Raw genomic sequence first — 24091 nt, 5'->3', positions numbered from 1 at the left:
TGCGGCCGATCCGCTGTGCGGGGGGCCGCTCCTAGCGTGGAGCCATGACCACACCCGTCTGCACCAGCGCTTCCCACGGCATGACGCGGCCCGCTCCGTACCCCTCCTTCTCCTCGTACGTCAGGGCCCGTCAGCCGGTGCTGCTGCGCACCGCGCGCTCGCTGACCGCGAACCCGTGCGACGCGGAGGACCTGCTGCAGACCGCGCTCACCAAGACGTACGTCGCGTGGGAGCGGATCGAGGACCACCGGGCGGTCGACGGTTACGTCCGCCGCGCCCTGCTGAACACGCGCACCTCCCAGTGGCGCAAGCGCAAGGTCGACGAGTTCGCCTGCGACGAGCTGCCCGAGCCGGAGCCGCAGCCCGGTCACGACGACCCGGCCGAGCGGCAGGCGCTGCACGACGCGATGTGGCGGGCGATCATGAAGCTGCCCGCCCGGCAGCGGGCGATGGTCGTCCTCAGGTACTACGAGGACCTCAGCGAGGCCCAGACGGCGGAGGTCCTCGGCGTCTCGGTGGGGACGGTGAAGTCGGCCGTCTCCCGGGCCCTCGGCAAGCTCCGGGACGACCCTGAGCTGGCCGTTGTTCGATAACGCGCTGAAGTGCGGTTTTGGCTGCGCTTTAACGTAACCTGATCGATCATCGCTCCCTAGTGACATACCGCGCGGTATGTGCGCAGAATCAGCGCAACCGTTACCACCGCGCAGGCAATGTCGCCGCATCCGGGAGGACGCCGTGCTGAGCACCATGCAGGACGTACCGCTGCTGATCTCGAGGATCCTGACCCACGGGTCGACGATCCACGGCGCATCGCAGGTGACCACCTGGACCGGTGAGGGCGAGCCCCAGCGCCGCTCCTACGCCGAGATCGGCGCCCGTGCCGCCCAGCTCGCGCACGCCCTGCGCGATGACCTCGGGGTCGTCGGCGACGAACGTGTCGCGACGCTGGCCTGGAACAACGCGGAACACGTCGAGGCCTACTTCGCGATCCCCTCCATGGGCGCGGTCCTGCACACCCTCAACCTCCGCCTGCCCCCCGAGCAGCTGGCCTGGATCGTCAACCACGCCGCCGACCGGGTCGTGATCGCCAACGGCTCCCTGCTGCCGCTGCTGGCGCCCCTGCTCCCGCACCTGAAGACGGTCGAGCACGTCGTCGTCACTGGCCCCGGCGACCGCTCCCTCCTCGCGGGCGCGGGCGCGCAGGTGCACGAGTACGAGGAGCTGCTCGCCGGGAAGCCCACCCACTACGACTGGCCCGAGCTGGACGAACGTCAGGCCGCCGCCATGTGTTACACCTCCGGCACCACCGGCGACCCCAAGGGCGTGATCTACAGCCACCGTTCGGTCTACCTGCACTCCATGCAGGTCAACATGGCCCAGTCGATGGGTCTGACCGACGAGGACACCTCGCTGATCGTGGTGCCGCAGTTCCATGTGAACGCCTGGGGACTGCCGCACGCCACGTTCATGACCGGCGTGAACATGCTGATGCCGGACCGCTTCCTCCAGCCCGCCCCGCTCGCCGAGATGATCGAGAGCGAGAAGCCGACGCACGCGGCGGCCGTTCCCACCATCTGGCAGGGCCTGCTGGCCGAACTGACCGCCAGGCCGCGGGACGTCTCCTCCCTCGGCCAGGTCACGATCGGCGGCTCGGCCTGCCCGCCCTCCCTCATGGAGGCCTTCGACAAGCTCGGCATGCGGGTCTGCCACGCCTGGGGCATGACGGAGACCTCCCCGCTCGGCACGATCGCCCGCCCGCCGGCCCACGCCATCGGCACGGACGAGGAGTTCGCCTACCGCCTCACCCAGGGCCGCTTCCCGGCCGGCGTCGAGGCCCGTCTGACCGGCCCCGGCGGCGAACGCCTCCCCTGGGACGGCGAGTCGGCCGGCGAGCTGGAGGTCCGCGGCAACTGGATCGCCGGCGCCTACTACAACGGACCCGGCGCCGAACCCCTGCGTCCCGCCGACAAGTTCAGCGAGGACGGCTGGCTGAAGACCGGCGACGTCGGCACCATCTCCCCCGACGGCTTCCTCACCCTCACCGACCGGGCCAAGGACGTCATCAAGTCAGGCGGCGAGTGGATCTCGTCGGTGGAGCTGGAGAACGCCCTGATGGCCCACCCGGCCGTCGCCGAGGCCGCGGTCGTCGCCGTGCCCGACGACAAGTGGGGCGAGCGCCCCCTGGCCACGGTCGTCCTCAAGGAGGGCAGCACCGCCGACTTCGAGTCCCTGCGCGCCTTCCTCGCCGAGGACGGCAAGATCGCCAAGTGGCAGCTCCCGGAGCGCTGGACGATCATCGAGGCGGTGCCGAAGACGAGCGTGGGCAAGTTCGACAAAAAGGTGCTGCGCAGGCAGTACGCCGAGGGGGAGCTGGACGTCACCCGGCTCTGACCGCGCCGGGCGACACCGCCCTCCACGCACCGCCCGCCCAAGCACTGCGACGACCGGCCGGCCCCCTTTCCTCGGGAGGCCGGCCGGTCGTCGTCAGTTGGTGCCGATCCGCGCCAGCAGGTCCACGATCCGGCCCTGCACCTCGGGGCTCGTGGAGCGCTCCGCGAGGAACAGCACGGTCTCGCCGGAGGCCAGCCGCGGCAGGTCCGCCTGGTCGACGGCGGCGGTGTAGACGACCAGCGGGGTCCGGTTGAGCTGCTGGTTCGCCCGCAGCCAGTCGATGATCCCGGCCCGGCCCCGGTGCACCTGCATCAGGTCCATCACCACCAGGTTCGGCCGCAGCTGCCCGGCGAGCGCGACCGCGTCCGCGTCGCTCGCCGCCCGCGCGACCTGCATCCCGCGCCGCTCCAGCGTCGCCGTCAGCGCCAGCGCGATCTCCGCGTGCTCCTCGACGAGCAGCACGCGCGGCGGATGCTGCTCGCTGTCGCGCGGCGCCAGCGCCTTCAGCAGGACGGCGGGATCGGCGCCGTACGCCGCGTCCCGCGAGGCCTGTCCGAGGCCGGCCGTGACCAGCACCGGCACCTCGGCCGCCACCGCCGCCTGCCGCAGCGACTGCAACGCGGTCCGGGTGATCGGCCCGGTCAGCGGGTCGACGAACAGCGCGGCCGGGAAGGCGGCGATCTGCGCGTCGACCTCCTCCCGCGAGTGCACGATCACGGGCCGGTACCCGCGGTCGCTGAGCGCCTGCTGCGTATGGACGTCCGGAGCCGGCCACACCAGCAGCCGGCGCGGGTTGTCGAGCGGCTCGGGCGGCAGCTCGTCGTCCATCGGCTGCGGCCGCGGCGGGTCCGCCACCTCGACGGCGCCACCGGGCCCGTCGAGCGGCTCCGGGCCCTCGGCCGCGTTCACGTCCGGCGCCCCTATGGCGTACGAACGGCCGGCCCCCTCGGTCCCGGGAGCGAGCCGCACCTGCGCTGCCGACGACTGCCCCGCCGACGAAGAGTGCGGCACGCCGGCGGCGGGCGTCTGAGGAACGGCACCCTGCGGCGCCGGAACCTGAGGCGCGACGGGCTGAGGCGCGGGAGCCTGCGCCACGGGGGGCTGCGGCACGGTGGCCTGCGGTACGCCGGGCTGCTCGGCCGTCGGATGCGGACGGGCCGTCTGCTCCGGTCGCGTGGCCGGGTCCGGCGGCGTGCCCAGCTTGCGCCGCCGCCCCGAACCGCCGGGCGAGTGCGGCGCGGGGGTGCCGGAGGGCGACGCGGGAACCTGCGGCACCTGCGGGGCGCGCGATGCCGTCGGCTGCACTTGCGGCACCTGCGGCGCCTGCTGTACCTGCGCGGCCTGCCGGGTGAAGGGCACGCCCTGTCCCAGCGTCCGCACGCTGATGGCCCGCCCCTGCGTGGAGTCGGGATCCACCGGGGTGCTCGGGGCGTTCGGGGCGCTCCCGGCGGCCTCGGCGGGCAGGGGTTGCGCCGCCCTCGGATGGGCGACGGCGGTCTCGGGAGGCAGCGGGGTGCCACCGCCCGGCGTCGACGACGTGGACGGAGCACCGGCGTCGGGGGCAGGGGCGGCGACCGGAGGCGCTTCCGCCGGCAGCGGCTGACCGGGCGCGACGACCGGGCCGGCCGCCTGGGCGGGCGGGCCGACCTGGCCGGAGGCGTCCGGCCCGGCGTTCGGCGCGGGCAGGGGCGGCTGAGCGGGCAGCGGCTGCGCGGGCGGGGTGTGGCCCGGCAGGGGCTGGGCCGGGGCCTGCGCCACGGGGGCGCCCTGCGCCTGAGCCGGCACGGCACCCTGGGGCAGCGGCGCGGCGGACTCGGCCGGCGGCTGGGCGACCGCCCGGCGCCGACGGCCCGTGGGCGCGTTCGTCGGGTGCGGCTGCGGCGGGGTGTGATCGTCGGCCTGGTCGTGCGGGACGGCGTCGTGCCGACCGTGCTCGACCTGGGCGTCGTCGGGCGAGCCCTGGACCGGGACCTGGGACCGACCGGGAGCCTGAGCCTGAGCGGGCACCGGAACCGGACCGGGGACGACCCCCTGAGCCTGCCCGGGAATCTGAGCCTGCCCGGGAATCTGAGCCTTGCCGGGGGCCTGCGCCTGGCCCGGAATCTGGTCCTGGCCCGGAATCTGCGCCTGCGGGGGCACCGGCTGCCCGGGGACCTGGGCTTGCCCGGGGATCTGTGCCTGCCCCGGAACCTGGGTGGCCTGGCCGGGAACCTGCGCCTGGGGAGGCACCGGCTGCCCGGGGAAGGGAACCGGAACCGGAGCCGCACCGGCCCCCGCCCCCGGAACCTGACCCACGGCCTGCGCTGCGTCCCCACCCGGAACGTCACCGGACGGCTCGCCGCGGTCCGCCTCGGCCGGCGGCAGGGCGAACACCGTCCGGGGCCCCGCCTCCTGCGCGGCGGCACGTTCCGTCGCGGCGGCGAGGGCACGCCGACGCCGTCCCGTCGGCTGCCCGTCCTCCGCCGTACCCGTCGCCCCGCCGTCGCCCTCACCCGCAGCGGCTGCCGGGGCGGGAGCCCCCGCCCCCGCGACCGCGGGCAGTGCGGCCGGCAGGGCCTGCGGCCCGTCGGCGGCGCGCCGCGCGCGCCGGCCACCGGGAGCGGGCACGCCCTGCGGCGGAACGGTCCCGCCGAGTCCCGTCCCCGAAGCGGCGGTCCCCGCCGCGTGCTCGGCGGCCGTGACGACGGCACCCTCGGCCACGCCGGCGGTCGCGCCACCCGCGTCGACGCCCGCACCGGGCTGATCGGCCGCACCGGTCTGATCGGCCGACCGTCCGCGTCGGCGGCCGGTCCCGCCGGAGGCCTCCGCGTCGTCCGCCGGCACCGCGACGACCGGCGTCTCCTCCGCGGCGGCCGCCCGCCTGCGCCGCCGTCCGGTCGGAACCACTGCCTCCGCCTCGGCGCCGTCACCCGCGCCGGACACCTCGCTGTCCAGGAAGGCGTCCACGGAGGACCGCCGGGCCCGCCGCCGCCCCGCACCGGAACCCGACTCGGCGGCTCCGCCGTCCTCCGCCGGCCCGCCCGCGACACCGTCGGCACCGCCCGCGCCTTCCGACGCCGCAGCCGGGGCCTGACCGGCAGGCCCGGCCGACCCCGCCGGGAGGGCGAACGCCGAGCCCGGCACCGCCTCCGGAGCGGCGACCGCGGCGGCAGCCCCGGCGCCACCCCCCAACGGCACCTCGAGGACGTACGCGCTGCCGCTCATCCCGGGCACCTCGTGCGTCTGCAGCACGCCCCCGTGGGCGCGTACGATCCCGCGCACGATCGGCTCGTGCACGGGGTCGCCGCCGGCGTACGGCCCGCGCACCTCGATGCGGACGACCTCGCCGCGCTGCGCCGCCGCGACCACGACGGTGTTGTCCATGTAACCGCCCGCGGAGACCGGCGCGTTGCCGGTGGCGTCCACGCCGGCCACGTCCGCGACGAGGTGCGCGAGCGCGGTCGCGAGCAGACGCGAGTCGACCTCGGCCTCGATGGGCGGCGCGTGCACGGCGAACTGCACCCGCCCGGGCCCGACGAGCTCGACGGCCCCGTCGACACCGGCGGCGACGACGGCGTCCAGCATCACCTTCGTACGGTGGATCTCCGTGCCGTCGGCGTCGAGGCGCTGGTAGCCGAGGACGTTGTCGATGAGGGTGGTGATGCGCGCGTAGCCCGCCGACAGGTGGTGCAGCACCTGGTTGGCCTCCGGCCACAGCTGACCGGCGTCGTCGGCGGCGAGCGCGGACAGTTCGCGGCGCAGTTCGTCCAGCGGCCCGCGCAGGGAGCGGCCGAGCAGCGTCAGCAGTTGCTCGTGCCGGGCGGCGAGCGCCTCGTACCGGTCCTTCTCGCGCTCGCCGAGCGCCGCGTAGCGCTCCTCGCCGGCCGCGAGCTCCTCCTCGTGCTGCTCGCGCAGTTCCTCCAGCTCGGTGACGTGCTGCTGGCGCAGCGCGGTGAGGTCGGAGGCGTGCTCCTCGGAGAGCCGCTCCAGTTCCTCCGCGTGCTGCTTCTCCAGCGCGGCCTTCTCCTCGGCGAGCGTGTCGTACGGCCGCCGGTCGGTGAAGGTCATCACGGCGCCGACGAGCTGGTCGCCGTCCCGCACGGGCGCGGTCGTCAGGTCGACGGAGACCCTGTCCCCGGACTTCGACCACAGCACCTGCCCGCGCACCCGGTGCTTGCGTCCGGACCGCAGGGTGTCGGCGAGCGGCGACTCGTCGTACGGGAACGGCGAGCCGTCGGTACGCGAGTGCAGCACGAGCGTGTGCAGCTCCTTGCCGCCGAGATCGCTCGCCCGGTAACCCAGTATCTGCGCGGCGGCCGGGTTGACGAGCACGATCCGCCCGTCCGTGTCGGTCCCCACGACGCCCTCGGCCGCGGCCCGCAGGATCATCTCGGTCTGCCGCTGCGACCGCGCGAGTTCGGCCTCGGTGTCGACGGTCCCCGACAGGTCGCGCACGACCAGCATCAGCAGCTCGTCGCTGGCGTAGCCGTAGCTGTCGTAGGCCTGCTGGCCGTTCTCGAGGTTGGCGCTGGTGACCTCGACGGGGAACTCGCTGCCGTCCGTCCGCCGGGCGACCATCCGCGTCGGCTTGGTCCGCCCGCGCGGATCCATGTGGTCGGGCCGCCGCATGGAGCCCGGGATCAGCTTGGAGTCGAACTGCGGGAGCAGATCGAGCAGCCCCCGACCCACCAGCGCGGTCCCCGGAGCCTCGAAGGCCTCCAGGGCGATGGTGTTCGCGTTGACGACGGTCCCGTTGGCGTTGACCAGCACCAACGCGTCCGGGAGCGCGTCGAGTATGGCTGCGAGGCGAGCAGCGCCTCGGGATGGCCTGCTGCTCACGAGTCGCTTCCTCCCTGTTACCGCACCTTGCCGACCGCTCGGGCCATCTTGCCAACCGTCCCGCAGCGTGTCACGCGAGGGAGTCTAAGGGCTGGGTCCGTTCTCGCGGCGCCGGATGAGAGGGAGCTCGCACGACGAAGTGACACAGAACATGTGAGCGCACGTTCCGACTTCGCGGGACCTCCGCGTGAGGTTTACGGGACGGGTGCTTCTGTGGTGCGCCACCTGTGCGCGGGCCGAACAGGGGATCGAGCGGGACGAGGCGCGGCGGAGGGCGGGACGGGAACGGCCGGGTCCAGGGCCGACCACCGGCGGGAGGGGGCGGGCGGAACCGGGGCAACCGTCCTCGGCGAACCCCGTCGCGACGCGGCTGGACGCCGTCGGACGCCGTCACGGTGGCGGGACGGGGCGGGCGGAACCGGGGCAACCGTCCTCGGCGAACCCCGTCGCGACGCGGCTGGAGGCCGTCGGACGCCGTCACGGCCCGGTCGGGCCGCCACCGAGACGCTGCCGACCGCCGTCATGGCGCTGCCGGTCGCCGTCTCGGCCCGGTCGGGTGTGGTCGTCGCGCAGCGCGGGCAGCAGGGGCACGAAGCGGTCCCAGCGCTCGATCTCGCATCCGTCACCGCGCTCGAAGGTCGCGTCGACGGGCCGCCCGGCCCACCGGCCGGTCACCCGCGCGGTGGCCGGCCCGCCGTGCTGCATGGTGCACACGCTGCCCCGCGGCACGGGAGCGAAGGCGTCCCGCCCCCACCGCGTGTTCCGCTCCACGACCCCGCACGCCCCGGACACGTCCGGGTGATTCCCCCGCTCCGGACGGCAGAAGACCTCGAACCTCCCGTCGACCCCGGCGCCCGCCCCGCGGACGGTGACGACGAGACGGTCCCCGCTGCCCGGATCCGGCTCCGGCCGGGACACGGACCCGACGGGCGCGTGGGACCCCAGGGACGACAGAGACGGTGGAGACGGCGGCGGAGACGGCAAGGACGAAAGAGACGGCAAGGACGAAGGAGACGGCAGGGACGACAGCGACGGAACCGCCTCGGTGCCGGCCGCGACGACGGGAGCGGCGAGGGGGGCGGAGACGACGGCGGCGGAGGCGGTGGCAACGATGACGAGGACGCGCCGAAGCAGGCTGACCTGGAACATGCCCTGACCAACGTCCGGCCGACGAGGACGTTGCGCCCGGCAACGCCTTTGCCCTGCGGCCCGCCTGCCTAGTACCGTGGAGGTCGATTGGTGACACGACGCTCGACTGTGTCATCATCTGCACGCACCACTCGCACACACGCGAGCGGCTGTGCTGGAGGCGTCGCCTAGTCCGGTCTATGGCGCCGCACTGCTAATGCGGTTTGGGCCTTAAAGCCCATCGAGGGTTCAAATCCCTCCGCCTCCGCCCCTCTCGAAGCCCCGGTCCTCCCGACCGGGGCTTCGTCGTTCCCCGCCCGCACCGCCCCGACCATCCCCATCTTGACGTTGTCGCAGGTCACAAGGGGTATGCGAATCGGATTTCACATGGCGGCGGCAGTCATGTAATGTTCTTCCTGTCGCCGCGACCGGGCCGGAAGGGCCGGGAGCGAAGGCAGGAAAACAACAAAAGACGAGCACTCGTAGCTTAACGGATAGAGCATCTGACTACGGATCAGAAGGTTGCAGGTTCGAATCCTGCCGAGTGCACAACAGTTCAGAGGCCCTGTGGAGAGATCCACAGGGCCTCTGGCTTTTGCCTTGACGGCAGCGTTTGACGGCAACCGCTGCCGAGGGCGGTAACGGGACCGATCAGACGGCCACGAGGACACCGGCCGGGCCGTCGTCATCGTCCGGCCCGTTGCCGTCACCCCTCAGTGCGTCGCCGACGCGGTCGAAGGCGGACCGCTGGGAGTCGAGCCGTACGAAGGTGTAGATGTCCATGGTCACGCGGATGGAGCTGTGGCCCAGGACTTCCATGATCATTCGCGCATCGGCGCCCTGTTCGTGGAGCAGGGACGCGCAGGTGTGGCGCAGGTCATGGAAGCGGACCCTACGGACTCCGGCGCGAGCGCACAGCGCCTCGAAGGACCGGTTCAGGTTCCGCGGCTCGATGGGGGTCCCGTTCTTCGTGGTGAAGACGAGGCCCTGCCCTGTCCCCTTCCAGTTGGTACCGGCCGCCTTCCGGTCGGCTACCTGCTGCGCGTGCTGGGCACGGAGCGCCGTCACGCATTCGGCCGGCAGAGCCACGCGGCGGGCCGAGCGCTGAGTCTTCGGCGCGACGATCAGCAGTTCGCCGCCGACCCGCTGAAGGGCCTGCCGGACGGTGAGAACGCCTTCGTGGAGGTCCACGTCCGACCAGCGCAGCCCCAGCAGCTCGCCGCGACGCAGGCCGACGCGGACGGCCAGCTCATAGACGGCCCAAAGCCGGTTGTCACGGGCCGCCGCCAGGAGCTGACGCCCTTCTTTGGCGGTGAGCGGTTCGATCTCGCGCTTCGTTCCCATGCTCAGCTGCACGTTCCGGGCGACGTTGCGCGGCAGCTCGTCTTCCCGCACGGCGTGCTGGAGAGCGGCCCGCAGGATCACGAGCAGGAAGCGCACGGTCCGATCAGAAGGGAGCTTCTTGCAGCACTTGCCGAGAGCGCAGCAGCGCCGCTTATGCTCCGGCCGCTTCTTGTCCTTGCCCTGCGCGCAGCACTGGCAGGTGGCCGCCGTCTTGGTCAGGAAGGCCCGGATGTCGCGGGCGGTGAGCCGGGCCAGCTTCTTCCTGCCGAACTCGGACGTGACGTAGTTGCGGACGAGCGATTCATAGTTGACGTACGTCGTCCTGCGCACCTTGCCCTGGGCGACGTTCACCAGCCAGTACGTCAGGTATTCGCCGATGGTCATCTTGCTGGTGGCGACCGGCAACCCGCTGAGGGAATCAGCCTTGATCTTGGTCAGCTTCTCGTGTGCCTCGTCCCAGGTCTTGCCGTAGACGCTGCGCCGCTTGTACGTGCCGTCCGTCGTCAGAACGTAGGCACTGCCTTCCCAACGGCCGTCCTTCCGCTGGTAGATGGTGCCCTCGTTGTTGGCATTCTTCTTCGGCTTGGTCATCAGGCGGCTTCCTGTTCGATGCGGAGGGATACGTAGGCGTCCAAGGCGGCTTCGCTGATGCGGCGGCAGCGGCCGATCTTGAAGGAGGCGAGTTCGCGGGAGCGGATCAGGTCGTGGACCTTCCAGCGGCTGATGCCGAGACGTTCCGCGACCTGGTCCACGGTGAGCACGGCCGTCGTCATGCGGGCACAAGTCCTTCCTGCTTGAGGCGTTGGGTGTGGGCGATGTCATGGCGGACCTGGGCAGCGAGGAGTTCTTCGCCGGGGCGGTAGCCGCTGCTGAGATAGGTCCAGGAAGAGGTGGTGACGAGGGTGGTCTCGTCTGTGGCGGGGAGGCCGGCGCGGGCGCGGGCGGCTTCGGCCTGGGCGATGCGCCAGGCGCGGCGTACGTCGCGGAGGGCGCCGAGGGTGGTGGAGTAGGCGCGGGACTTGCTGGAGAAGTGGCCGCGGAAGCCGAGCATGTGAGCCCACTTCCAGAGCTTGAGTTCGGCGAACTCCGGCAGGTGGCCGAGGTCCCAGGCGGTGCGGATCATCTGCCGTACGTGCTGCTGGACGGGCAGGGCCTTGATGGGTTCGGCTTGTCCGGTGCCATGGCAGTCAGCGCAGCGGTTTGGCAGGCGGGAGGGTCCGCGTACGTAGCCGCGCCCGGCGCACGGGCGGCACATCAACGTGCGGTCCACGGTCCCCGCACCTTCAGCGTTCTTCGTGGCGTACTTGGCGATGTAGCCGGCGACCTTGGCGTCTGTGTACTCGGCGACCCTGGCGTCGGTGAGTTCGCCATCGCCCAGGGCGGTGATGGGGTCCACCTTGAACCGACGGCCCCAGGCGATGACGCGCTCGCCGATGGCGTCGGACTCGACGATGAGCCGGGCGCGCTCGACGGCCAGGCCCACGGCGGTGCTCAGGGCGTCGAAGGTGGCCCAGGCCGGGGGCGGGGTGGTGTGGCCGTCGGGCCCGTCGAAGCGGATCACGGCGTGGAAGTGGACCAGGCCGCGCTTCTGGTACTCGGCGACCTTGGCGAAGGAGACGCGTAGGGCGGAGTTCAGCGCCTTCTGCGTCATACCGAGGTGCTCTGCCAGAGCGCGGCGCAGGTAGGTGGTGAAGCGTGCCCACAGCTGTCCGGCGTGCGCGTTCCAGAGCACGGCACCCGTGTAGTCATACGTCGCCGGGTCCAGCGGCGTGCCGAGTTTCGGGGCGTCTTCGGCGTGTGTCTCGCCGCAGGCACAGGGGCGGGGCTTGCCCGCGTCGGTGGTGGGGCGGTTGTGGACCGGCCCGAATGAGGGTGCGGTGAGGGTGACGAAGGCGCGGGGGTGGTCGCAAACGGTTTCGGCGACGTTCTTGCCGCCGGAGAGTCCGGTCTTGATCAGGTGGTAGGTGTCGGCGGCGTAGACCCGGGAGCAGGCGGGACAGCGGGAGGCGCGGCGGTTGCCGCAGGTGGTCAGCAGGCGTCCGGTGGGTTCGTCTTCGGAGCGGTAGGAACGGACCACTTCCTTGGCGGTCTGGTCGGTGGTGATCGTCCAGCCGTGGAGGTTGACCGGGTTGGTGCAGCCGCGCAGGTTGCGGACCTGCTCTTGCACTCGGTCGAAGTTGTCAGTGTTGGCCAGTTCGATCAGGTCCCGCAGGCCGGGGCTGATGACGTGCCGCAGGTCGAGGGGGCGGCGCATGAGTAGCGGGGTCTCCTCTCTGGCGCGAGGGTGGGACCTGCGGGCAGCAGCGAACAGTGCGCTCGGGCTGCTGCCCGCAGGCATGACGGACTGGGCCCAGGGACGGGCGAGGGGGGAGATGCCGAGAGGCCGGCGGGGAGAACGCGTCCTACAGGGCGGCGTGGAGGGCGGTGGCCATGGGCAGGCCGATACCGAGTCGCCTCTTAAGCTGGGCCGCCGTGATGGGTTCGCCGTGCTCAGCGTGGTGGGACGCGGCGATGGAGCGTGCCTCGACGAGCAGCGGCTCAGGCACCTTGACCGCAGGCACAGGCGCGAAGAATGCCAGGGTGCTGGGCATGGCGACCGGAGCCGGTTCCGGCGTGACGGATGGTGCAGGCGTCAGGGCGGTATCCGGTTTGGGGGAGGCCGAATCGTGCCCTCGGGCGGGTTCCGTCTCGCCAGCCGGGGCCGGGGCGGCTGCATTGGTGGGGACCGCGTGGAAAGAGCGCAGGAGCTGCGGGCCGACCGCTCCCCAGCCGAGGAGCAGCACCGGGGCCACGGCGTCCACGGCGGCGCGGCCGTAGTGCTCGGCGACGATGGGTTCGGCGATGTTGAGGGCCAGGGTCAGCAGTCCGGAGACGTGCATGAGGCGGGTGGCCGCCTTCATCTGCTCGGGTGGGACGCCACGCAGGGAGAGGTAGCGGAGAGCGACCAGGAGGCCGACCACGGACAGGTCAACCATCGGCGCGATCAGGGGTGCGATGGGGGCGGGGACGCCGAGGCGCAGGGCCAGGGCCCAGACGTTGCCGAAGGAGAAGACGAACGCCAGGGCGGCGATGATGCCCATGACCACGGTCACGGTGCGCTGTGTGATCCGGTCCTCAGACATTGGGGGTTCACCTCCTTTTCGGTTGCTCGCGTGGGCTCAGGCGTGTGAATGGTCAGGCCGCCACGGGTGCCATAGAGCCGTCGTCGTTCGGGTCCTCCTTGGTGAGGTCGACGGCCGGGAGCAGGTCGGCCGGGTCGGCGGTCAGGTGGTTCGTGGTCTGCGCGATCTCCTCCGCCCACGCGTCCGGCACGTAGGGCGTGCGGATGCGGGTGAAACCGGGCTGCGACTGGTGGTTCATCGAGGCGACGCCGACATATGCCGGGTCCTGAAGGTTGATCGGGTTGGCATCCGGCCAGTCCCGGATGTCCTCCCCAAGGGCGGCCACGGCAGCTTCGGCGGTCTTCTGCGCGAAGCTCAGGCCCACGGGGCACACGTCGCGGATGAAGGTCGGGATAGCGTCGCCCGTGCTCTTCTGCGTGGCGAGGATGACGAGGATGCCCACCGAGCGGCCCTTCTTGACCAGGTCTTCCACGAGCCGGGCGTTCTCGGCAGCGAGGGCCGCGAGCTTCTTCGTCTTGGGGTCGCTGCCCTTGTGGTCGCGGAAGTAGGTGTGCGCCTCATCCACGATCAGCACGACCAGCGGCCACTTCTCGGACGGGCCCACGTCCCACATGGACTTCACCCCGAGTACATCGAGGACCAGGGCGGAGCGCTTGCGGCGCAGGTCCACCAGGTGCTTGAAGAGCTTGTTGGCCTCTTCCAGGTCATCGCCGACGAAGGCGAACATGCGCTTGACCCAGGCGTAGTAGTCACCCTCGTATGCGGCGGAGACCTTGCCGTCCGCGCAGGCGAACTGAACCCACGGCGCGGGTGCCCAGTCCGACAGAAGCCGGTTGATCAGCGATGTTTTGCCCTTGCCGGGAAGGCCGGCCACGGTTACGCCGGGCACCTGCCGCAGGTCGACGGATACCGGCTGCGCGTACTCGTCCACGCCCAGCTCCCACTGGGCCACCTTCTCCGGCACGGTGCCGATGGGACGGTGCTCGGTGGGGAACTTCAGCGGATCGAGCCGCACGCCGCGGATGACGACTGATCCGGGCTCGTCCTGGGTGACCGCCACGCGTGTGCACCGCCAGGCGTCCGCCAGATGCGGGGCCGCCTTCTGGTACTGCTCCAGGCCGACGCCGGGCAGGCAGCCCGCCCGCGCGATCACCCCGTACGCGTCATGCGTGACCTTCAGCGTGGGGACGAGGATGCGGGGCTTGATGGGCTTGCCGTCCGTGTTCGCCAGCGAGGCCAGCGCGGTCGGCATCTTGTCCGTGGCGCACAGCTTCAGCATCTGTGCGAGCCGCTTCCAGGTCCGCCGCACCCGCACGGCCTGCCGGATGGACTGCCGGGTCATCGCATCGGCCCGCAGGTAGCGCACCACCCACCACACCGACCAGCCGACCAGCACGGCCAGCGCCACGCCGACGACAAGGAGGCCGTAGCCGAAGGCCCCTCCGGTCGGGTCGTTGTCCTTCATGTGTTGCTCTCCTGAGAGTCGTAGAGAAAGGCCGCAAGGGCCGTTTCGAGGGCCGCCCGATCCGGGGCGGCGAGCCGGGGGAAGCCGTAGCCGACAAGCACGGCCGCCACCGAGTTGATGAGGGAGTCACTGAGCCAGGCATCCGGCCCGGCGTGAGGCAGTGGGTAGCTGCACTCGACGCCGGACCGGAACGCGGGACCGCTCACGCCGCCTCAGCGGCCGAAGCCGGACCGCCGACGAGGTCCAGGCGCTCCGCGCGGTAGGCGATGCCGTCCGAGAGCGATCCGTTGAAGATCCGGGCCCACGGAGTGGCGAACAGCTCCACTGGCATCACCGGCACACCCGGCTTGAGGCCGTTGGGGAGACCGGTCTCCGGGACGGTGATCTTCATGGCCTCGGCGCGGTCGTCCTCCATGAAGAAGAGGGTGACCACGAACAGCTTCGCGCCGGTCTCACGATCCACGGCGAACTGCGTCTTCTCGGCGTCCGCGTACTTCGGCACCGGCATGTTGCCGACCATGAACGACGCGGACGGGAGCAGGCCAACACGGATACGAGGCATGGGTGTTACCTCCTCTCGGTAGGTGCTCCACCGGGTGGTGAAGCGAGATCAACTGTGCACTAGGGCCCAGAGGTGCGTCAACCGCCTAGCGCACATCGCACCTAGTTCAGGGCTAGCGCGCATTCCAAGGTGTGTCAGGGTCTTACTGCGATAGGCGAGCTAAGCCCGCTACCCTCGGGCTATGAAGCTGCCCAAGGATTCCGACACTCCGCCGTACCGCTTGGTGGCAGAGGAGCTGCGGCGACAGATCCGCTCCGGCCGCCTCAAGCCAGGCGAGCGGGTCCCTTCGTCCCGCGACCTGGAGGCGACCTACGAGATCGCGAACATGACCGCGCGTTCCGCGCTGCGCATGCTGCGTGACGAAGGGCTGATCCACACCATGCCGGGTCGAGGCAACTTCGTCGCTGATCCCCTGCCCCCAGAGGCCGACCTGAAGGCTGGCGCTCCCGAGGCGGCGAACGGTGGGCGGATGCCCACGCCGGAATACGTCGAACTTTCCGAACGGCTTGATGCCGTAAACGCGAGACTGGACAGTCTGTTGCGGGTCTTCCAGCAACTCGGCGGCGTCACTGGCGCGAAGAAGGCGCCGAAGAAGTAGCGGGACCCCTCTCGGCGGCCCGACGCACCAGATCCTCCAGCCGCGCCACCTTCTCCTCCACCTCCTTGAGTCGCGCCGCTATACGTGCTGCCTCGTGCTTGTTCATGTCCACCCGTTCGCTGCTGTGCCGTTTTTGCTTCATACGTTCAGGCCAACCGCTGGGGCTCGCCCGGCGGCTATCCGCAGCCGGATCGAAGCTTGCCTGTACCTCCCGGCAAGCCGTCATCGCGGCTGTTCAGCTAGGTCTACCTGTCAGACCGGACACCTACTAGCGGAGCGGTGCTGTGCTCCCACCGGGCGGGCAAGAACCTTCCTGCGCGTCCCGCCGGGCGGGCTCGTGCATGCGTGAGCTGACGCCGCTCATTCGTCCAATCGTCGGGCAGGGCATCAATAGTCTGGAGAATCGCCGGTTTGGGTAACCGGCACTTGCGTGTTATGTTCCGCCGCTCGATCCACCGAGGAACACCTATAGGCGTGTCGGAATTCGCATCGGTGTGACAGCCGATCCTGCGATCCACCTCACTCCTCCATCTTCGACTCCGGGCAGGGTGGAGGCCCGCCCTCGTCTGCTACAGGTGCCGGATAGCCAGTCGGTGTGACAGGCGCCGGGTAAAAGTCAGCTCTGCCCACCCGCACACACGGCATCCTGTAATCCCCTGCCCGTGGATAGAGACCGCCGACCGCCAGAACAAATAGGAATTAATGCGGCTATAAGCGCCATAGAGGCGTCGATGCTGTGGAACGGGCGGGTAGGCGGGGACCGCGTGACCACACGCCCGGCCAGGGGCCCAGCGCAGCGGAGCTGTTCAGAGTTTCTTTACTGGATCAAGGCGGCCCGCCTGCGGCGGGCCGCGCGCGCTGGCGGCCCGTGGCCGCCGCCGCTCCCTGTCTCCGCCACCGCTCCGGCGGCCCCCCGCCGCTCAGCGCGCAGCACGCCAAGGCTGTCGACCAGGCCAGGAGGAAACCCGACCTCCCCGAGCACCAGGACCAGGCCGACGCCGACCATGCGTGACCCCCCTGCCCAACCGGCCACCGCTCCAAGCCGGATGGGCCGCAGAGCCGCATGCGGTGCCCATGCGTCATGCAGCGCTGACAACGCTCCGGCCGGAATGGGACCGAGGATCGTGACGCATTGAAGAAGCGTGGTCGAGGCCGGCGGGTGGTTGCTGGAAACACACGTGACGGGTGTTCGTTCGGCGCACCCGCCGTCGTGGCTGACTTTCGGTGGCTCAGGTCAGAACTCCTCTCCAACTCGACAACGAGGAACCGGGGTTCCAGCAGCACCCGCATACGAGCACGCCAACCGCCCCGGTACCATCGGCACCGGGGTCCTGACCAGGGATTCCACGACCGGGCCACCCTGAATGCTGTCCAGGCGGAGGGGTGGTCCGGTCTTCTGCTTGTGGGTCTGCGGCTCAGCTCAGGGCCTTACCAACCTCGTAGATCGTGGGCCTGTCCTCGGGCGCCGGACTGAGCATGGCGTCGATCAATTCGCCCAGCTCGCCATGCACCTTCACAGGCCGGCGCTTGCCACTCGCGACGGCTTGTCTCTGCTCGGGGCGCGGTGCGTCGTCCGGGTACTCGACGGCCCGCCAGCCCGTGGCGGAGATGAGCAGGGACGCGCCGAGCGCATAGATGTCCGCTTCCTGCGTAGGCTGCGCCTCTCCGGTCGCAAGCACGCTGCGCGCGATCTCCGGCGCCTCGTAGTGGACGAGGCAGCCGCGGAACGGGAAGTCGTACCCCTCGGGGACGTGCCCGCCGCGTGCCAAGGCCAGGTCGATGAGGTGCGTGCGATCCGGGCCGATGATGAAGTGTGCGGGTTGCACGTCGCCGTGGGCCCAGCCCTTGCCATGTAGCTCGGCCAGCGCCTCTACGCAGCCGAGGGCCGCGCTGGTATGAGGTTCCGTACGAGAGTCCGGTTCACGACAGGGATTCCACAGCTCGTACAGGTCGGGCCCTTCGTGCCACGGCTGGAAGTTCCAGGTGCCCAGCTCCCATTCGCCGTACGCGAAGTCATCGAGGCCGAGTCGGTGCAGCACGGCCCCTTCGCGCGCGGGGGCAAGTGCCGTCCAGGGCTGTGCGGGCCAGTCGGCCGTGGCCTCGATCGGGTAACCGACCTTCACGGCGTACTGCCCCCGATGGCTCTCGACCTCCCAGACCATCGAGCCCCGACGATTAACGACCAGGCGCTGCGCCTTGGGCATCAGTGCGTCGAGCACGACGATCGGCAGTTCAGGGGGTGTCCTGGACAACGTCTGTTCTCCTTCCGGGCGGCGCGGCCGACCCCGCATCGAGGCCGGCCGCGTCGCTGGTGTCGTATCGCTACGCCTGACCGTACGGACGGCCGCAGTCCGCGTCGCACTGCGCGAGATTCGTGCCGTCCACGGTCCAGAGGTCGTCGAAGACCATGAACCCGGCCGCCTTCATCGCGTGTGCGGACGCGGCGACCTTCTTCGGGTCACGGGGCCCTCCGCCCGGCATGGGGTTGTGGTGGAGGAAGCGGCCCGCGTACCGGTCGCAGAGCGCGGCGTACTCCTTCGTGTGCAGGATGAGTGCGTGCAGACCGAGGTCCACGTCGTCGGACGGGACCATGGGGACGGTCGCGGTCGCGGCGGTGACCACGAAGGCCACCGCCTGGTCCGCGATCCGCTCGGCCCGTTCGCGGGACTGCCCGTTGTGGACGATCACGAAGTGGGTGAGGCTGTCGAACAGCTCCTCACCAGCCACCGCGCGACCGGTTTTCTGGTCGTTGGCCGTTGCCGTCATGCGAATACTCCTTGAGTGTCGCTGTGCTCTGGCACTTGCGCCCGCATCGGTCGCCGAGGCACGGCCTATGGCGACCGGGGGATGGAAGGCCGACCCCGAACGGGGAAGGGGGAGCCAGGGAAGGTGGCACCCCGTTCGGGGCGGCCGGTCTACTGGCTGGTTCCGAGGGCCATGCCGATCACCAGGCCACACGATCCGCTGATCATGATGATGAACAGGACCCCGGCATACCGGCCGATGGCGCGCATCACAGGCCGTCCCGGCTGTTGCCGTTCTTGATGGCCAGGCGGGCGCTCAGTTCTTCCCGCGCGGTAGGGGCCACCACGTTGTCCGGAAGGGCATCCCACGCGACGCCGCCGCCGACGGGCCTTATCTGCACCCGGGCGCCGATCTCGCCCATGACGACGCCGATACGTCCACTGGCAGTGTCCTTCGCCAGTTCACCGATGCCTGGTCTGGTCTGCTGATTGCTCGCCATGCGGACGAGCATCCTGCCGCTCATCAGGACGTCGGAACCTCCGACAAACCCCACTTCGGGACGTCCCGCGTCGGGTAGAACGTCCCTAGTGCCGTCCCCGGCTGTTAGGAGAGATTGGGATGCCGAACGAGAGGTTACGTGCTGCCATGGCGGCCGGCGGCTGGACTTACGCCGCCCTTGCGGAGAAGGTCGAAGTCGACCCCAAGTCCGTTGAACGATGGGTCAATCTGGGGCGTACGCCGCGCCGGGCCACGGCCATGCTGGCAGCGGAAATACTAGGAGAAGACGTGCACGCTCTATGGCCCGCGCTCCGGCAGGCACGCCCTGCCCGCGCTGTCAGTCCGGAACTTGTGGCTCTCTACGATCAACGGGCGGACATCCCCGTGTCCACCTTCGTGGACATGCTGACCCAGGCGCGTGAGCGCATCGACGTGCTGGTGTACGCCGCCGTCTTCCTGCACGAGGCGTACCCGCGGCTCAACGACTTGTTGCGAGAGCGAGCGGACGACGGGTGTGCGGTCCGTATCGCGATCGGCGACCCGGACAGTACGCATGTCCAACAGCGCGGCCAGGAGGAGAGGTTCGGCCACGGTATCGAGTCTCGTTGCCGACTCGCCCTGATGCACTACCGCCCCCTTGCCGGGGTACCTGGCATCGAGGTGCGGACCCATGCCACCACGCTCTACAACTCGATCTATCGTGCGGATGACCAGGCACTGGTCAATGCCCATGTCTGGGGCGTGAACGCCTACGGTGCTCCCGTGTGGCATCTCCGGCGCAGCGGCAAGGGCGGCATGTTCGACACCTACGCCAGCAGCTTCGACGCGGTGTGGGAAACCGCGACGCCGGTACGAGAAGGGTGACCATGGCGCGAACCGAGTACTACGACGACCCAGCGGCACCGGAGCCGAACAGCCTGGTGGTCGCAGCGTCCGCCGTGGTCACCGACGACGAAGGGCGCATTCTCCTTCAGCGTCGACGGGACAACGGTCTCTGGGCGCTGCCAGGTGGCGGCATGGAGATGACCGACTCACTCCCGGGAACGGCCGTCCGCGAGGTGAAGGAAGAAACCGGTCTGGATGTAGAGATCACTGGTCTTGTGGGCACGTACACCGACCCTCGCCACGTCATCGCCTACTCGGACGGTGAGGTGCGCAGGCAGTTCAACGTCTGCTTCACCGCCCGTGTGGTCGGGGGCCGGCTCGCGATCTCGGACGAGTCCACAGAGCTGCGGTTCGTCCAGCCGGAGGAGATGGATCAGCTGCCCATGCACCACACGCAGCGGCTCCGGATTCGCCACTTCCTGGAACATCGTGAGCGGCCGTATCTCGGCTGATCGAACCCGCGACACCAGCTTTACCGACAGAGGGCTCGTGATCTAGAGCTGGGGCTTCAACACCGGGTCAGCCTGCCGGCGACTCGACCGCGCTGCCGTTCGGCTCGGCCTCGCGCCGCTCGGGGGTTGAAGCGTCCGGCTGTCCAGGGATCGCAGTAGTCGGCACGGTGACCGTCTTCTTAGGTTCGAACATCAGGCTGGACGGCTGCTGCGTCCGCCGGTCGGACACGACGATCCCGCCGCGCCACTTCCCCGTCGGGTCCTGGTACCGGAACTGCAGCTTCTTCAGCCGCGCCCCGAACTGCTCCCGCAATGGCCGGTAAGCGTCGTCACAGTGCACGTTCCACGTCACGTCGCCCAGGTAGGCGTGGCACGCGATGGGGAACAGCAGGGATGACACCACGAGATCGGCGAGCTGGAGCAGCGTGTGGGTGTCGCTGTGGCCGAAGACCGGCGACTCGATGACCCCGCGGAGGCTGTCACCGCCCGTGCGGTACTTGCGGGTGGTCACGCAGTGCACATTGGGAGCGTTCTTCACCTTCGTGCGGCTGTCGAGGACCATCATGCCGCGTGAGTGCTCGTGGGCGAGCTGAGCCTGGAAGGTCTCGTTCAGTGCGGCGACGGAGGCCGGGTACACCCCGGACTCGTCAAACGCCAGCCCCTCCTCTTTGATCCACACGCGGGCGAGGATGCGGGCTTCGTGGGATTCCAATGTGTCGAGCAGTGAAGCCACCAGCGCCATAGCCGCACGTCGCCAGCCGTGATTGCCGGCACGGAGGTTCTTGCGAACGTCTGAGCCCTTGATCTCGTGCTGGATCACCTCGGAGAGCTGGTCAGCGTTCCGCAACTGCGGCCTGTAGTGCTTCTTGACATCGAGGAAGGCCCAGGTAAGCGACTTGACCTGAGCCCGAGGCACGGTGAATCCGCCGACGACGAGGGCTGGAGGGGCGTCAGGCCTCATGGGATCGAGCGTCTGCCCGTTGCCCGCCTCGTCGATGTAGCACAGATGCACCGAACCTCCCTGAGACGCGTCTGTGGCCGCCCCCGAAGGGACGGCCACAGGGTCTGCGCAGCCATATGCGCGATGTTTTGCTTGCTGAGTCCGATCCTGCCGAGAACGGCTACGGTCAGTCAAGTCGAGAGCACGTTAGGTGGTAGCGCTTTCGGTCAACCTTGACGGGCGAAGCCGAGGAACGCCGTCCAGGCGGACGGCACGATGGCGAAGCTGCTGGATGGTGTGCATAGAGGTCGACGCCTGAGCCGCAAGGTGCTGGAGTCTCAGACTTGTCGAGTCTGGATGGCGCGGGGTTCGAGGGCCGTAGGATCCTCCGTGTGATTACGGGCGAGCTGAAGAGCAAGGTGGGACGCGTCTGGGACGCGTTCTGGTCGGGTGGCATCTCCAATCCGCTGGAGGTGATGGAGCAGATCACGTACCTGCTCTTCATCAAGCGGCTGGACGAGATCCAAACCCGCAAGGATCGCAAGGCGACCGCAACGGGCAAGCCTGACCCGGACCCCTTCTTCTCGGACGGCCAGCAGGATCTGCGCTGGCAGCATTTCAAGATCAAGGACCCCGAGATCATGTACGGGATCGTCACCGACGGCGTCTTTCCGTACCTGCGTCGCATGGGCGGGGGCGAATCGACGTACTCCCACCACATGAAGGACGCCCGGTTCACCATTCCGGGGCCCAATCTGCTGGCGAAGGTCGTCGACCTGCTCGACGACATCTCCATGGACAGCAGTGACACCAAGGGCGACATCTACGAGTACCTGCTCGCGAAGATCGCCACGGCCGGCCAGAACGGCCAGTTCCGCACACCACGCCACATTATCGACCTGATGGTTGAGATGACTCAGCCTGGGCCGCGCGACGAAATCTGCGACCCGGCGTGCGGCACGGCCGGCTTCCTGGTGCAGGCGGCGTCGTACGTACAGCGGGTACACCGCGACGCGCTGCTCGGGGTAGAGCAGCGCAAGCACTTCAACGAGTCCATGTTCCACGGCTTCGACTTCGACTCCACGATGCTCCGCATCGGCTCGATGAACATGCTGCTGCATGGCATTGAGAACCCGGACATCCGCTACCGCGACTCGCTCGCGGAGAACGCGGCCGATGAGGCCGAGCGCTACTCCCTGATCCTCGCCAATCCCCCCTTCGCAGGAAGCTTGGACTACGAGACCACGGCGGCAGATCTTCAGCGCATCGTCAAGACAAAGAAGACGGAACTCCTCTTCCTGGCTTTGTTTTTGAGGCTGCTTAAGCCTGGTGGGCGGGCCGCCGTTGTTGTGCCGGACGGAGTTCTCTCCAATTCATCGAATGCACACAGAGAGCTGCGTCGGATGCTGGTAGAGGACCAGCAGCTCCAGGCGGTGGTCAAGCTTCCGAGCGGAGTCTTCAAGCCGTACGCCGTTGTTTCGACGGCAATCCTGTTCTTCACGAAGACGGAGTCAGGCGGCACGGACCACGTCTGGTTCTATGACGTGCAGGCGGACGGTCTCAGCTTGGACGACAAGCGCAGCCCGCTGCTTTCTGAGGAGCGCCTGGGAGTCCGCCCGCAGGGCGATCCTCTGACGTCGGAGGAGTTGTCGAAGAACAATCTTCCGGATGTCCTGGCTCGCTGGCAGGAACGAGACGGCGCGGAGAGGGGCAGGGCGCGGACTGAGCAGAGCTTCTGCGTACCCAAAGCGGACATCGCAGCCCAGGACTACGACCTGTCTATGAACAGTTACAAGGAGACTGTTCATAAAGAGATCAAGACGCGTTCTCCGGCTGAGATTCTGGCGGATCTAGAGCGGTTGAACGATGAGATCGCTAAGGGTACGGAGGAGCTGAAAGGGATGCTGGCGTGACGGTTTCGCAAGCACTTCTAGGAGACGTTGCGGATTTCTATGCCGGGGCGTCTTTGAAGGCAGGTGAGGTTTGGGCGAATCAAAAAGGAGGTTACCTGCTGGCGCGAGTGTCAGATATGAATCGTGCTGGGAACGAGAGATGTATCCAATCTGCTCAGCATTGGAGTGCCGATCCTGGTCAAAAGTCGGCAACTTGTCCTGGTGGTGCAGTCGTCTTCCCTAAGCGAGGTGGTGCCATCGGAACTAATAAAAAGCGCATATTGAGGCGTGCAGCTGTACTGGACCCGAACCTTATGGCCGTTAAACCTCGAGAAGAAGTGTTGGATCTTGACTACCTGCATCAGTGGTTTCGTACGATTGACCTGCGGCGGCTCGCAAACGGTAGCTCTATCCCGCAGTTGAATAAGAAGGATCTCGCGCCGCTTCTCATCCCGCTTCCGCAGCTCGCGGAGCAGAGGCGCATCGCTGCTGTCCTCGATCAGATGGACATCCTTCGAGCGAAGCGCCGCGAGGCTATTTCCCTGTTTGATGATCTTGCTCAGTCCATCTTCTTCGACATGTTCGGCGATCCAATCGTCAACAGTCGAAACTGGAACCGAGTGAAGATGAGTGATTTCCTTTCGGGTATCGAGAGTGGGAAGAGTCCCCAGTGCCTGGACCGGCGAGCAGAAGGTGACGAATGGGGAGTGCTAAAACTCGGAGCCGTTACGCGATGTGTATATCTGCAAGACGAAAACAAGGCCCTGCCTCCTGGGGTTCTTCCAGATACTCGGAAGGAGGTTAAGGCGGGAGATCTACTTTTCACACGGAAGAATACTCCTGACCTTGTGGCTGCTTCTGCCTACGTACGTTCCACGCGCTCAAGGTTGCTGATGCCGGACCTAGTGTTTCGGCTCATCGTGGCTGATAATGCATCGGTCGACAAGGTGTATTTGCATGCGCTGCTTACTTATCCAGGTAAGCGTCGAAAGCTTCAGAAGCTGGCATCCGGAAGCGCTGCCTCTATGGTCAATATTTCAAAGTCTAAGCTTATGGACTTCGTGTGTGAAGTGCCTCCACTGGCGTTGCAGCAAAAATTTGCGCAGCGCATCGAGGGCCTCGAAGTGGAAAAAGATGTCCACCGCGCCCATCTCGCTACCCTCGACGAACTCTTCACTTCCCTGCAACGCCGTGCCTTTTCCGGCACTCTCTGGGATCATGAGGCCACCGGCGACGCGGCGTAAGCCGTTC

General features: G+C 68.8%; 19 protein-coding genes and 2 tRNA genes. 9 read left to right on the top strand and 12 right to left on the bottom strand.

The window, feature by feature from the left end:
* The first annotated feature begins 44 nt into the window (after positions 1–44).
* Both ACZ4YY_RS09030 and ACZ4YY_RS09025 read left to right on the top strand, forming a co-directional pair.
* Complete coding sequence (locus ACZ4YY_RS09030) at positions 45–593, top strand: SigE family RNA polymerase sigma factor (protein ID WP_468285624.1); 549 nt, start codon at positions 45–47, stop codon at positions 591–593.
* A gap of 154 nt (positions 594–747) precedes the next feature.
* Complete coding sequence (locus tag ACZ4YY_RS09025) at positions 748–2391, top strand: long-chain fatty acid--CoA ligase (RefSeq protein WP_468286553.1); 1644 nt, start codon at positions 748–750, stop codon at positions 2389–2391.
* A gap of 93 nt (positions 2392–2484) precedes the next feature.
* Here the strand turns inward: ACZ4YY_RS09025 and ACZ4YY_RS09020 are convergent, their stop codons facing one another.
* Positions 2485–7209: a hybrid sensor histidine kinase/response regulator gene (locus ACZ4YY_RS09020; RefSeq protein WP_468285621.1), complete on the bottom strand. Its 4725-nt coding sequence runs from the start codon at positions 7207–7209 to the stop codon at positions 2485–2487.
* Positions 7210–7686: 477 nt separating this feature from the next.
* On the bottom strand, positions 7687–8127 hold the full coding sequence (locus ACZ4YY_RS09015) for an SSI family serine proteinase inhibitor (RefSeq protein ID WP_468285618.1): 441 nt from the start codon (positions 8125–8127) through the stop codon (positions 7687–7689).
* 387 nt (positions 8128–8514) lie between these two features.
* Between ACZ4YY_RS09015 and ACZ4YY_RS09010 the strand changes: the two genes are divergently transcribed.
* Together ACZ4YY_RS09010 and ACZ4YY_RS09005 are read left to right on the top strand one after the other, a co-directional pair.
* Positions 8515–8605 (top strand) — tRNA-Ser (locus tag ACZ4YY_RS09010).
* Positions 8606–8813: 208 nt separating this feature from the next.
* Positions 8814–8886: transfer RNA gene (locus ACZ4YY_RS09005), tRNA-Arg, on the top strand.
* Positions 8887–8988: 102 nt separating this feature from the next.
* On the opposite strand, the gene ACZ4YY_RS09000 is transcribed toward ACZ4YY_RS09005, so the two are convergent.
* The 6 genes from ACZ4YY_RS09000 to ACZ4YY_RS08975 all read right to left on the bottom strand — a co-directional run bounded on the left by ACZ4YY_RS09000 (position 8989) and on the right by ACZ4YY_RS08975 (position 14830).
* The gene (locus ACZ4YY_RS09000) at positions 8989–10272 is read right to left on the bottom strand and encodes a site-specific integrase (protein WP_468285616.1); all 1284 of its coding nucleotides are present in this window, start codon (positions 10270–10272) and stop codon (positions 8989–8991) included.
* A complete protein-coding gene (locus tag ACZ4YY_RS08995) occupies positions 10272–10454 on the bottom strand; it encodes a helix-turn-helix domain-containing protein (RefSeq protein WP_402593536.1) in 183 nt (60 codons plus the stop codon). Before ACZ4YY_RS08995 ends, ACZ4YY_RS09000 begins: the two co-directional genes overlap by 1 nt.
* Positions 10451–11935 (bottom strand): replication initiator, encoded by a 1485-nt coding sequence (locus tag ACZ4YY_RS08990; protein WP_468285612.1) that lies wholly within the window; start codon positions 11933–11935, stop codon positions 10451–10453. Before ACZ4YY_RS08990 ends, ACZ4YY_RS08995 begins: the two co-directional genes overlap by 4 nt.
* Positions 11936–12083: 148 nt before the next feature.
* Entirely contained in the window at positions 12084–12803 is a 720-nt protein-coding gene (locus ACZ4YY_RS08985) for a DUF2637 domain-containing protein (RefSeq protein WP_468285609.1), read from the bottom strand.
* 52 nt (positions 12804–12855) lie between these two features.
* The gene (locus tag ACZ4YY_RS08980) at positions 12856–14268 is read right to left on the bottom strand and encodes an FtsK/SpoIIIE domain-containing protein (RefSeq protein WP_019324612.1); all 1413 of its coding nucleotides are present in this window, start codon (positions 14266–14268) and stop codon (positions 12856–12858) included.
* Positions 14269–14470: 202 nt separating this feature from the next.
* Positions 14471–14830: an SCO3933 family regulatory protein gene (locus ACZ4YY_RS08975; RefSeq protein WP_468285606.1), complete on the bottom strand. Its 360-nt coding sequence runs from the start codon at positions 14828–14830 to the stop codon at positions 14471–14473.
* Positions 14831–15011: 181 nt separating this feature from the next.
* Between ACZ4YY_RS08975 and ACZ4YY_RS08970 the strand changes: the two genes are divergently transcribed.
* A complete protein-coding gene (locus ACZ4YY_RS08970) occupies positions 15012–15428 on the top strand; it encodes a GntR family transcriptional regulator (protein WP_468285602.1) in 417 nt (138 codons plus the stop codon).
* Positions 15429–16843: 1415 nt separating this feature from the next.
* On the opposite strand, the gene ACZ4YY_RS08965 is transcribed toward ACZ4YY_RS08970, so the two are convergent.
* From ACZ4YY_RS08965 to ACZ4YY_RS08955, 3 genes are all read right to left on the bottom strand, one after another.
* Positions 16844–17680 carry a protein kinase domain-containing protein gene (locus ACZ4YY_RS08965; protein ID WP_468285599.1) on the bottom strand — a complete coding sequence of 279 codons (837 nt, stop codon included), beginning with the start codon at positions 17678–17680 and terminating at the stop codon, positions 16844–16846.
* Between the two features lie 70 nt (positions 17681–17750).
* A complete protein-coding gene (locus tag ACZ4YY_RS08960) occupies positions 17751–18194 on the bottom strand; it encodes a glycine-rich domain-containing protein (protein WP_189818398.1) in 444 nt (147 codons plus the stop codon).
* A 247-nt stretch (positions 18195–18441) separates the two neighbouring features.
* Positions 18442–18684, bottom strand: a complete 243-nt coding sequence (locus ACZ4YY_RS08955; protein ID WP_468285595.1) for a hypothetical protein — start codon at positions 18682–18684, stop codon at positions 18442–18444.
* A 107-nt stretch (positions 18685–18791) separates the two neighbouring features.
* Here ACZ4YY_RS08955 and ACZ4YY_RS08950 point away from each other — a divergent pair, with 107 nt between their 5' ends.
* Together ACZ4YY_RS08950 and ACZ4YY_RS08945 are read left to right on the top strand one after the other, a co-directional pair.
* Positions 18792–19535, top strand: coding sequence for an XRE family transcriptional regulator (locus ACZ4YY_RS08950; protein ID WP_468285592.1), 744 nt, complete (start codon positions 18792–18794; stop codon positions 19533–19535).
* A gap of 2 nt (positions 19536–19537) precedes the next feature.
* A complete protein-coding gene (locus ACZ4YY_RS08945) occupies positions 19538–20008 on the top strand; it encodes an NUDIX domain-containing protein (protein WP_468285589.1) in 471 nt (156 codons plus the stop codon).
* Between the two features lie 67 nt (positions 20009–20075).
* Here ACZ4YY_RS08945 and ACZ4YY_RS08940 read toward each other — a convergent pair whose 3' ends face one another.
* Positions 20076–21020: a DUF3800 domain-containing protein gene (locus ACZ4YY_RS08940; RefSeq protein ID WP_468285587.1), complete on the bottom strand. Its 945-nt coding sequence runs from the start codon at positions 21018–21020 to the stop codon at positions 20076–20078.
* 320 nt (positions 21021–21340) lie between these two features.
* Here ACZ4YY_RS08940 and ACZ4YY_RS08935 point away from each other — a divergent pair, with 320 nt between their 5' ends.
* Both ACZ4YY_RS08935 and ACZ4YY_RS08930 read left to right on the top strand, forming a co-directional pair.
* On the top strand, positions 21341–22861 hold the full coding sequence (locus ACZ4YY_RS08935) for a type I restriction-modification system subunit M (RefSeq protein ID WP_468285584.1): 1521 nt from the start codon (positions 21341–21343) through the stop codon (positions 22859–22861).
* On the top strand, positions 22858–24084 hold the full coding sequence (locus ACZ4YY_RS08930) for a restriction endonuclease subunit S (protein ID WP_468285581.1): 1227 nt from the start codon (positions 22858–22860) through the stop codon (positions 24082–24084). The genes ACZ4YY_RS08935 and ACZ4YY_RS08930 overlap by 4 nt, the downstream gene beginning before the upstream one ends.
* Positions 24085–24091: the final 7 nt, after the last annotated feature.

This window comes from Streptomyces sp. NPDC030143 (genome assembly GCF_055573695.1).
The sequence above is the reverse complement of the archived record's forward strand: the minus strand, read 5'-3'. Positions and strand labels throughout refer to the sequence as shown.

Coding starts and splice junctions, on each gene's coding strand:
- ACZ4YY_RS08975 (WP_468285606.1), bottom strand. CDS start 14,830: ATGCCTCGTATCCGTGTTGGCCTGCTCCCGTCCGCGTCGTTCATGGTC.
- ACZ4YY_RS09030 (WP_468285624.1), top strand. CDS start 45: ATGACCACACCCGTCTGCACCAGCGCTTCCCACGGCATGACGCGGCCC.
- ACZ4YY_RS09025 (WP_468286553.1), top strand. CDS start 748: ATGCAGGACGTACCGCTGCTGATCTCGAGGATCCTGACCCACGGGTCG.
- ACZ4YY_RS08955 (WP_468285595.1), bottom strand. CDS start 18,684: ATGCTCGTCCGCATGGCGAGCAATCAGCAGACCAGACCAGGCATCGGT.
- ACZ4YY_RS08980 (WP_019324612.1), bottom strand. CDS start 14,268: ATGAAGGACAACGACCCGACCGGAGGGGCCTTCGGCTACGGCCTCCTT.
- ACZ4YY_RS08950 (WP_468285592.1), top strand. CDS start 18,792: ATGCCGAACGAGAGGTTACGTGCTGCCATGGCGGCCGGCGGCTGGACT.
- ACZ4YY_RS08990 (WP_468285612.1), bottom strand. CDS start 11,935: ATGCGCCGCCCCCTCGACCTGCGGCACGTCATCAGCCCCGGCCTGCGG.
- ACZ4YY_RS08985 (WP_468285609.1), bottom strand. CDS start 12,803: ATGTCTGAGGACCGGATCACACAGCGCACCGTGACCGTGGTCATGGGC.
- ACZ4YY_RS08960 (WP_189818398.1), bottom strand. CDS start 18,194: ATGACGGCAACGGCCAACGACCAGAAAACCGGTCGCGCGGTGGCTGGT.
- ACZ4YY_RS08970 (WP_468285602.1), top strand. CDS start 15,012: ATGAAGCTGCCCAAGGATTCCGACACTCCGCCGTACCGCTTGGTGGCA.
- ACZ4YY_RS09000 (WP_468285616.1), bottom strand. CDS start 10,272: ATGACCAAGCCGAAGAAGAATGCCAACAACGAGGGCACCATCTACCAG.
- ACZ4YY_RS08945 (WP_468285589.1), top strand. CDS start 19,538: ATGGCGCGAACCGAGTACTACGACGACCCAGCGGCACCGGAGCCGAAC.
- ACZ4YY_RS08995 (WP_402593536.1), bottom strand. CDS start 10,454: ATGACGACGGCCGTGCTCACCGTGGACCAGGTCGCGGAACGTCTCGGC.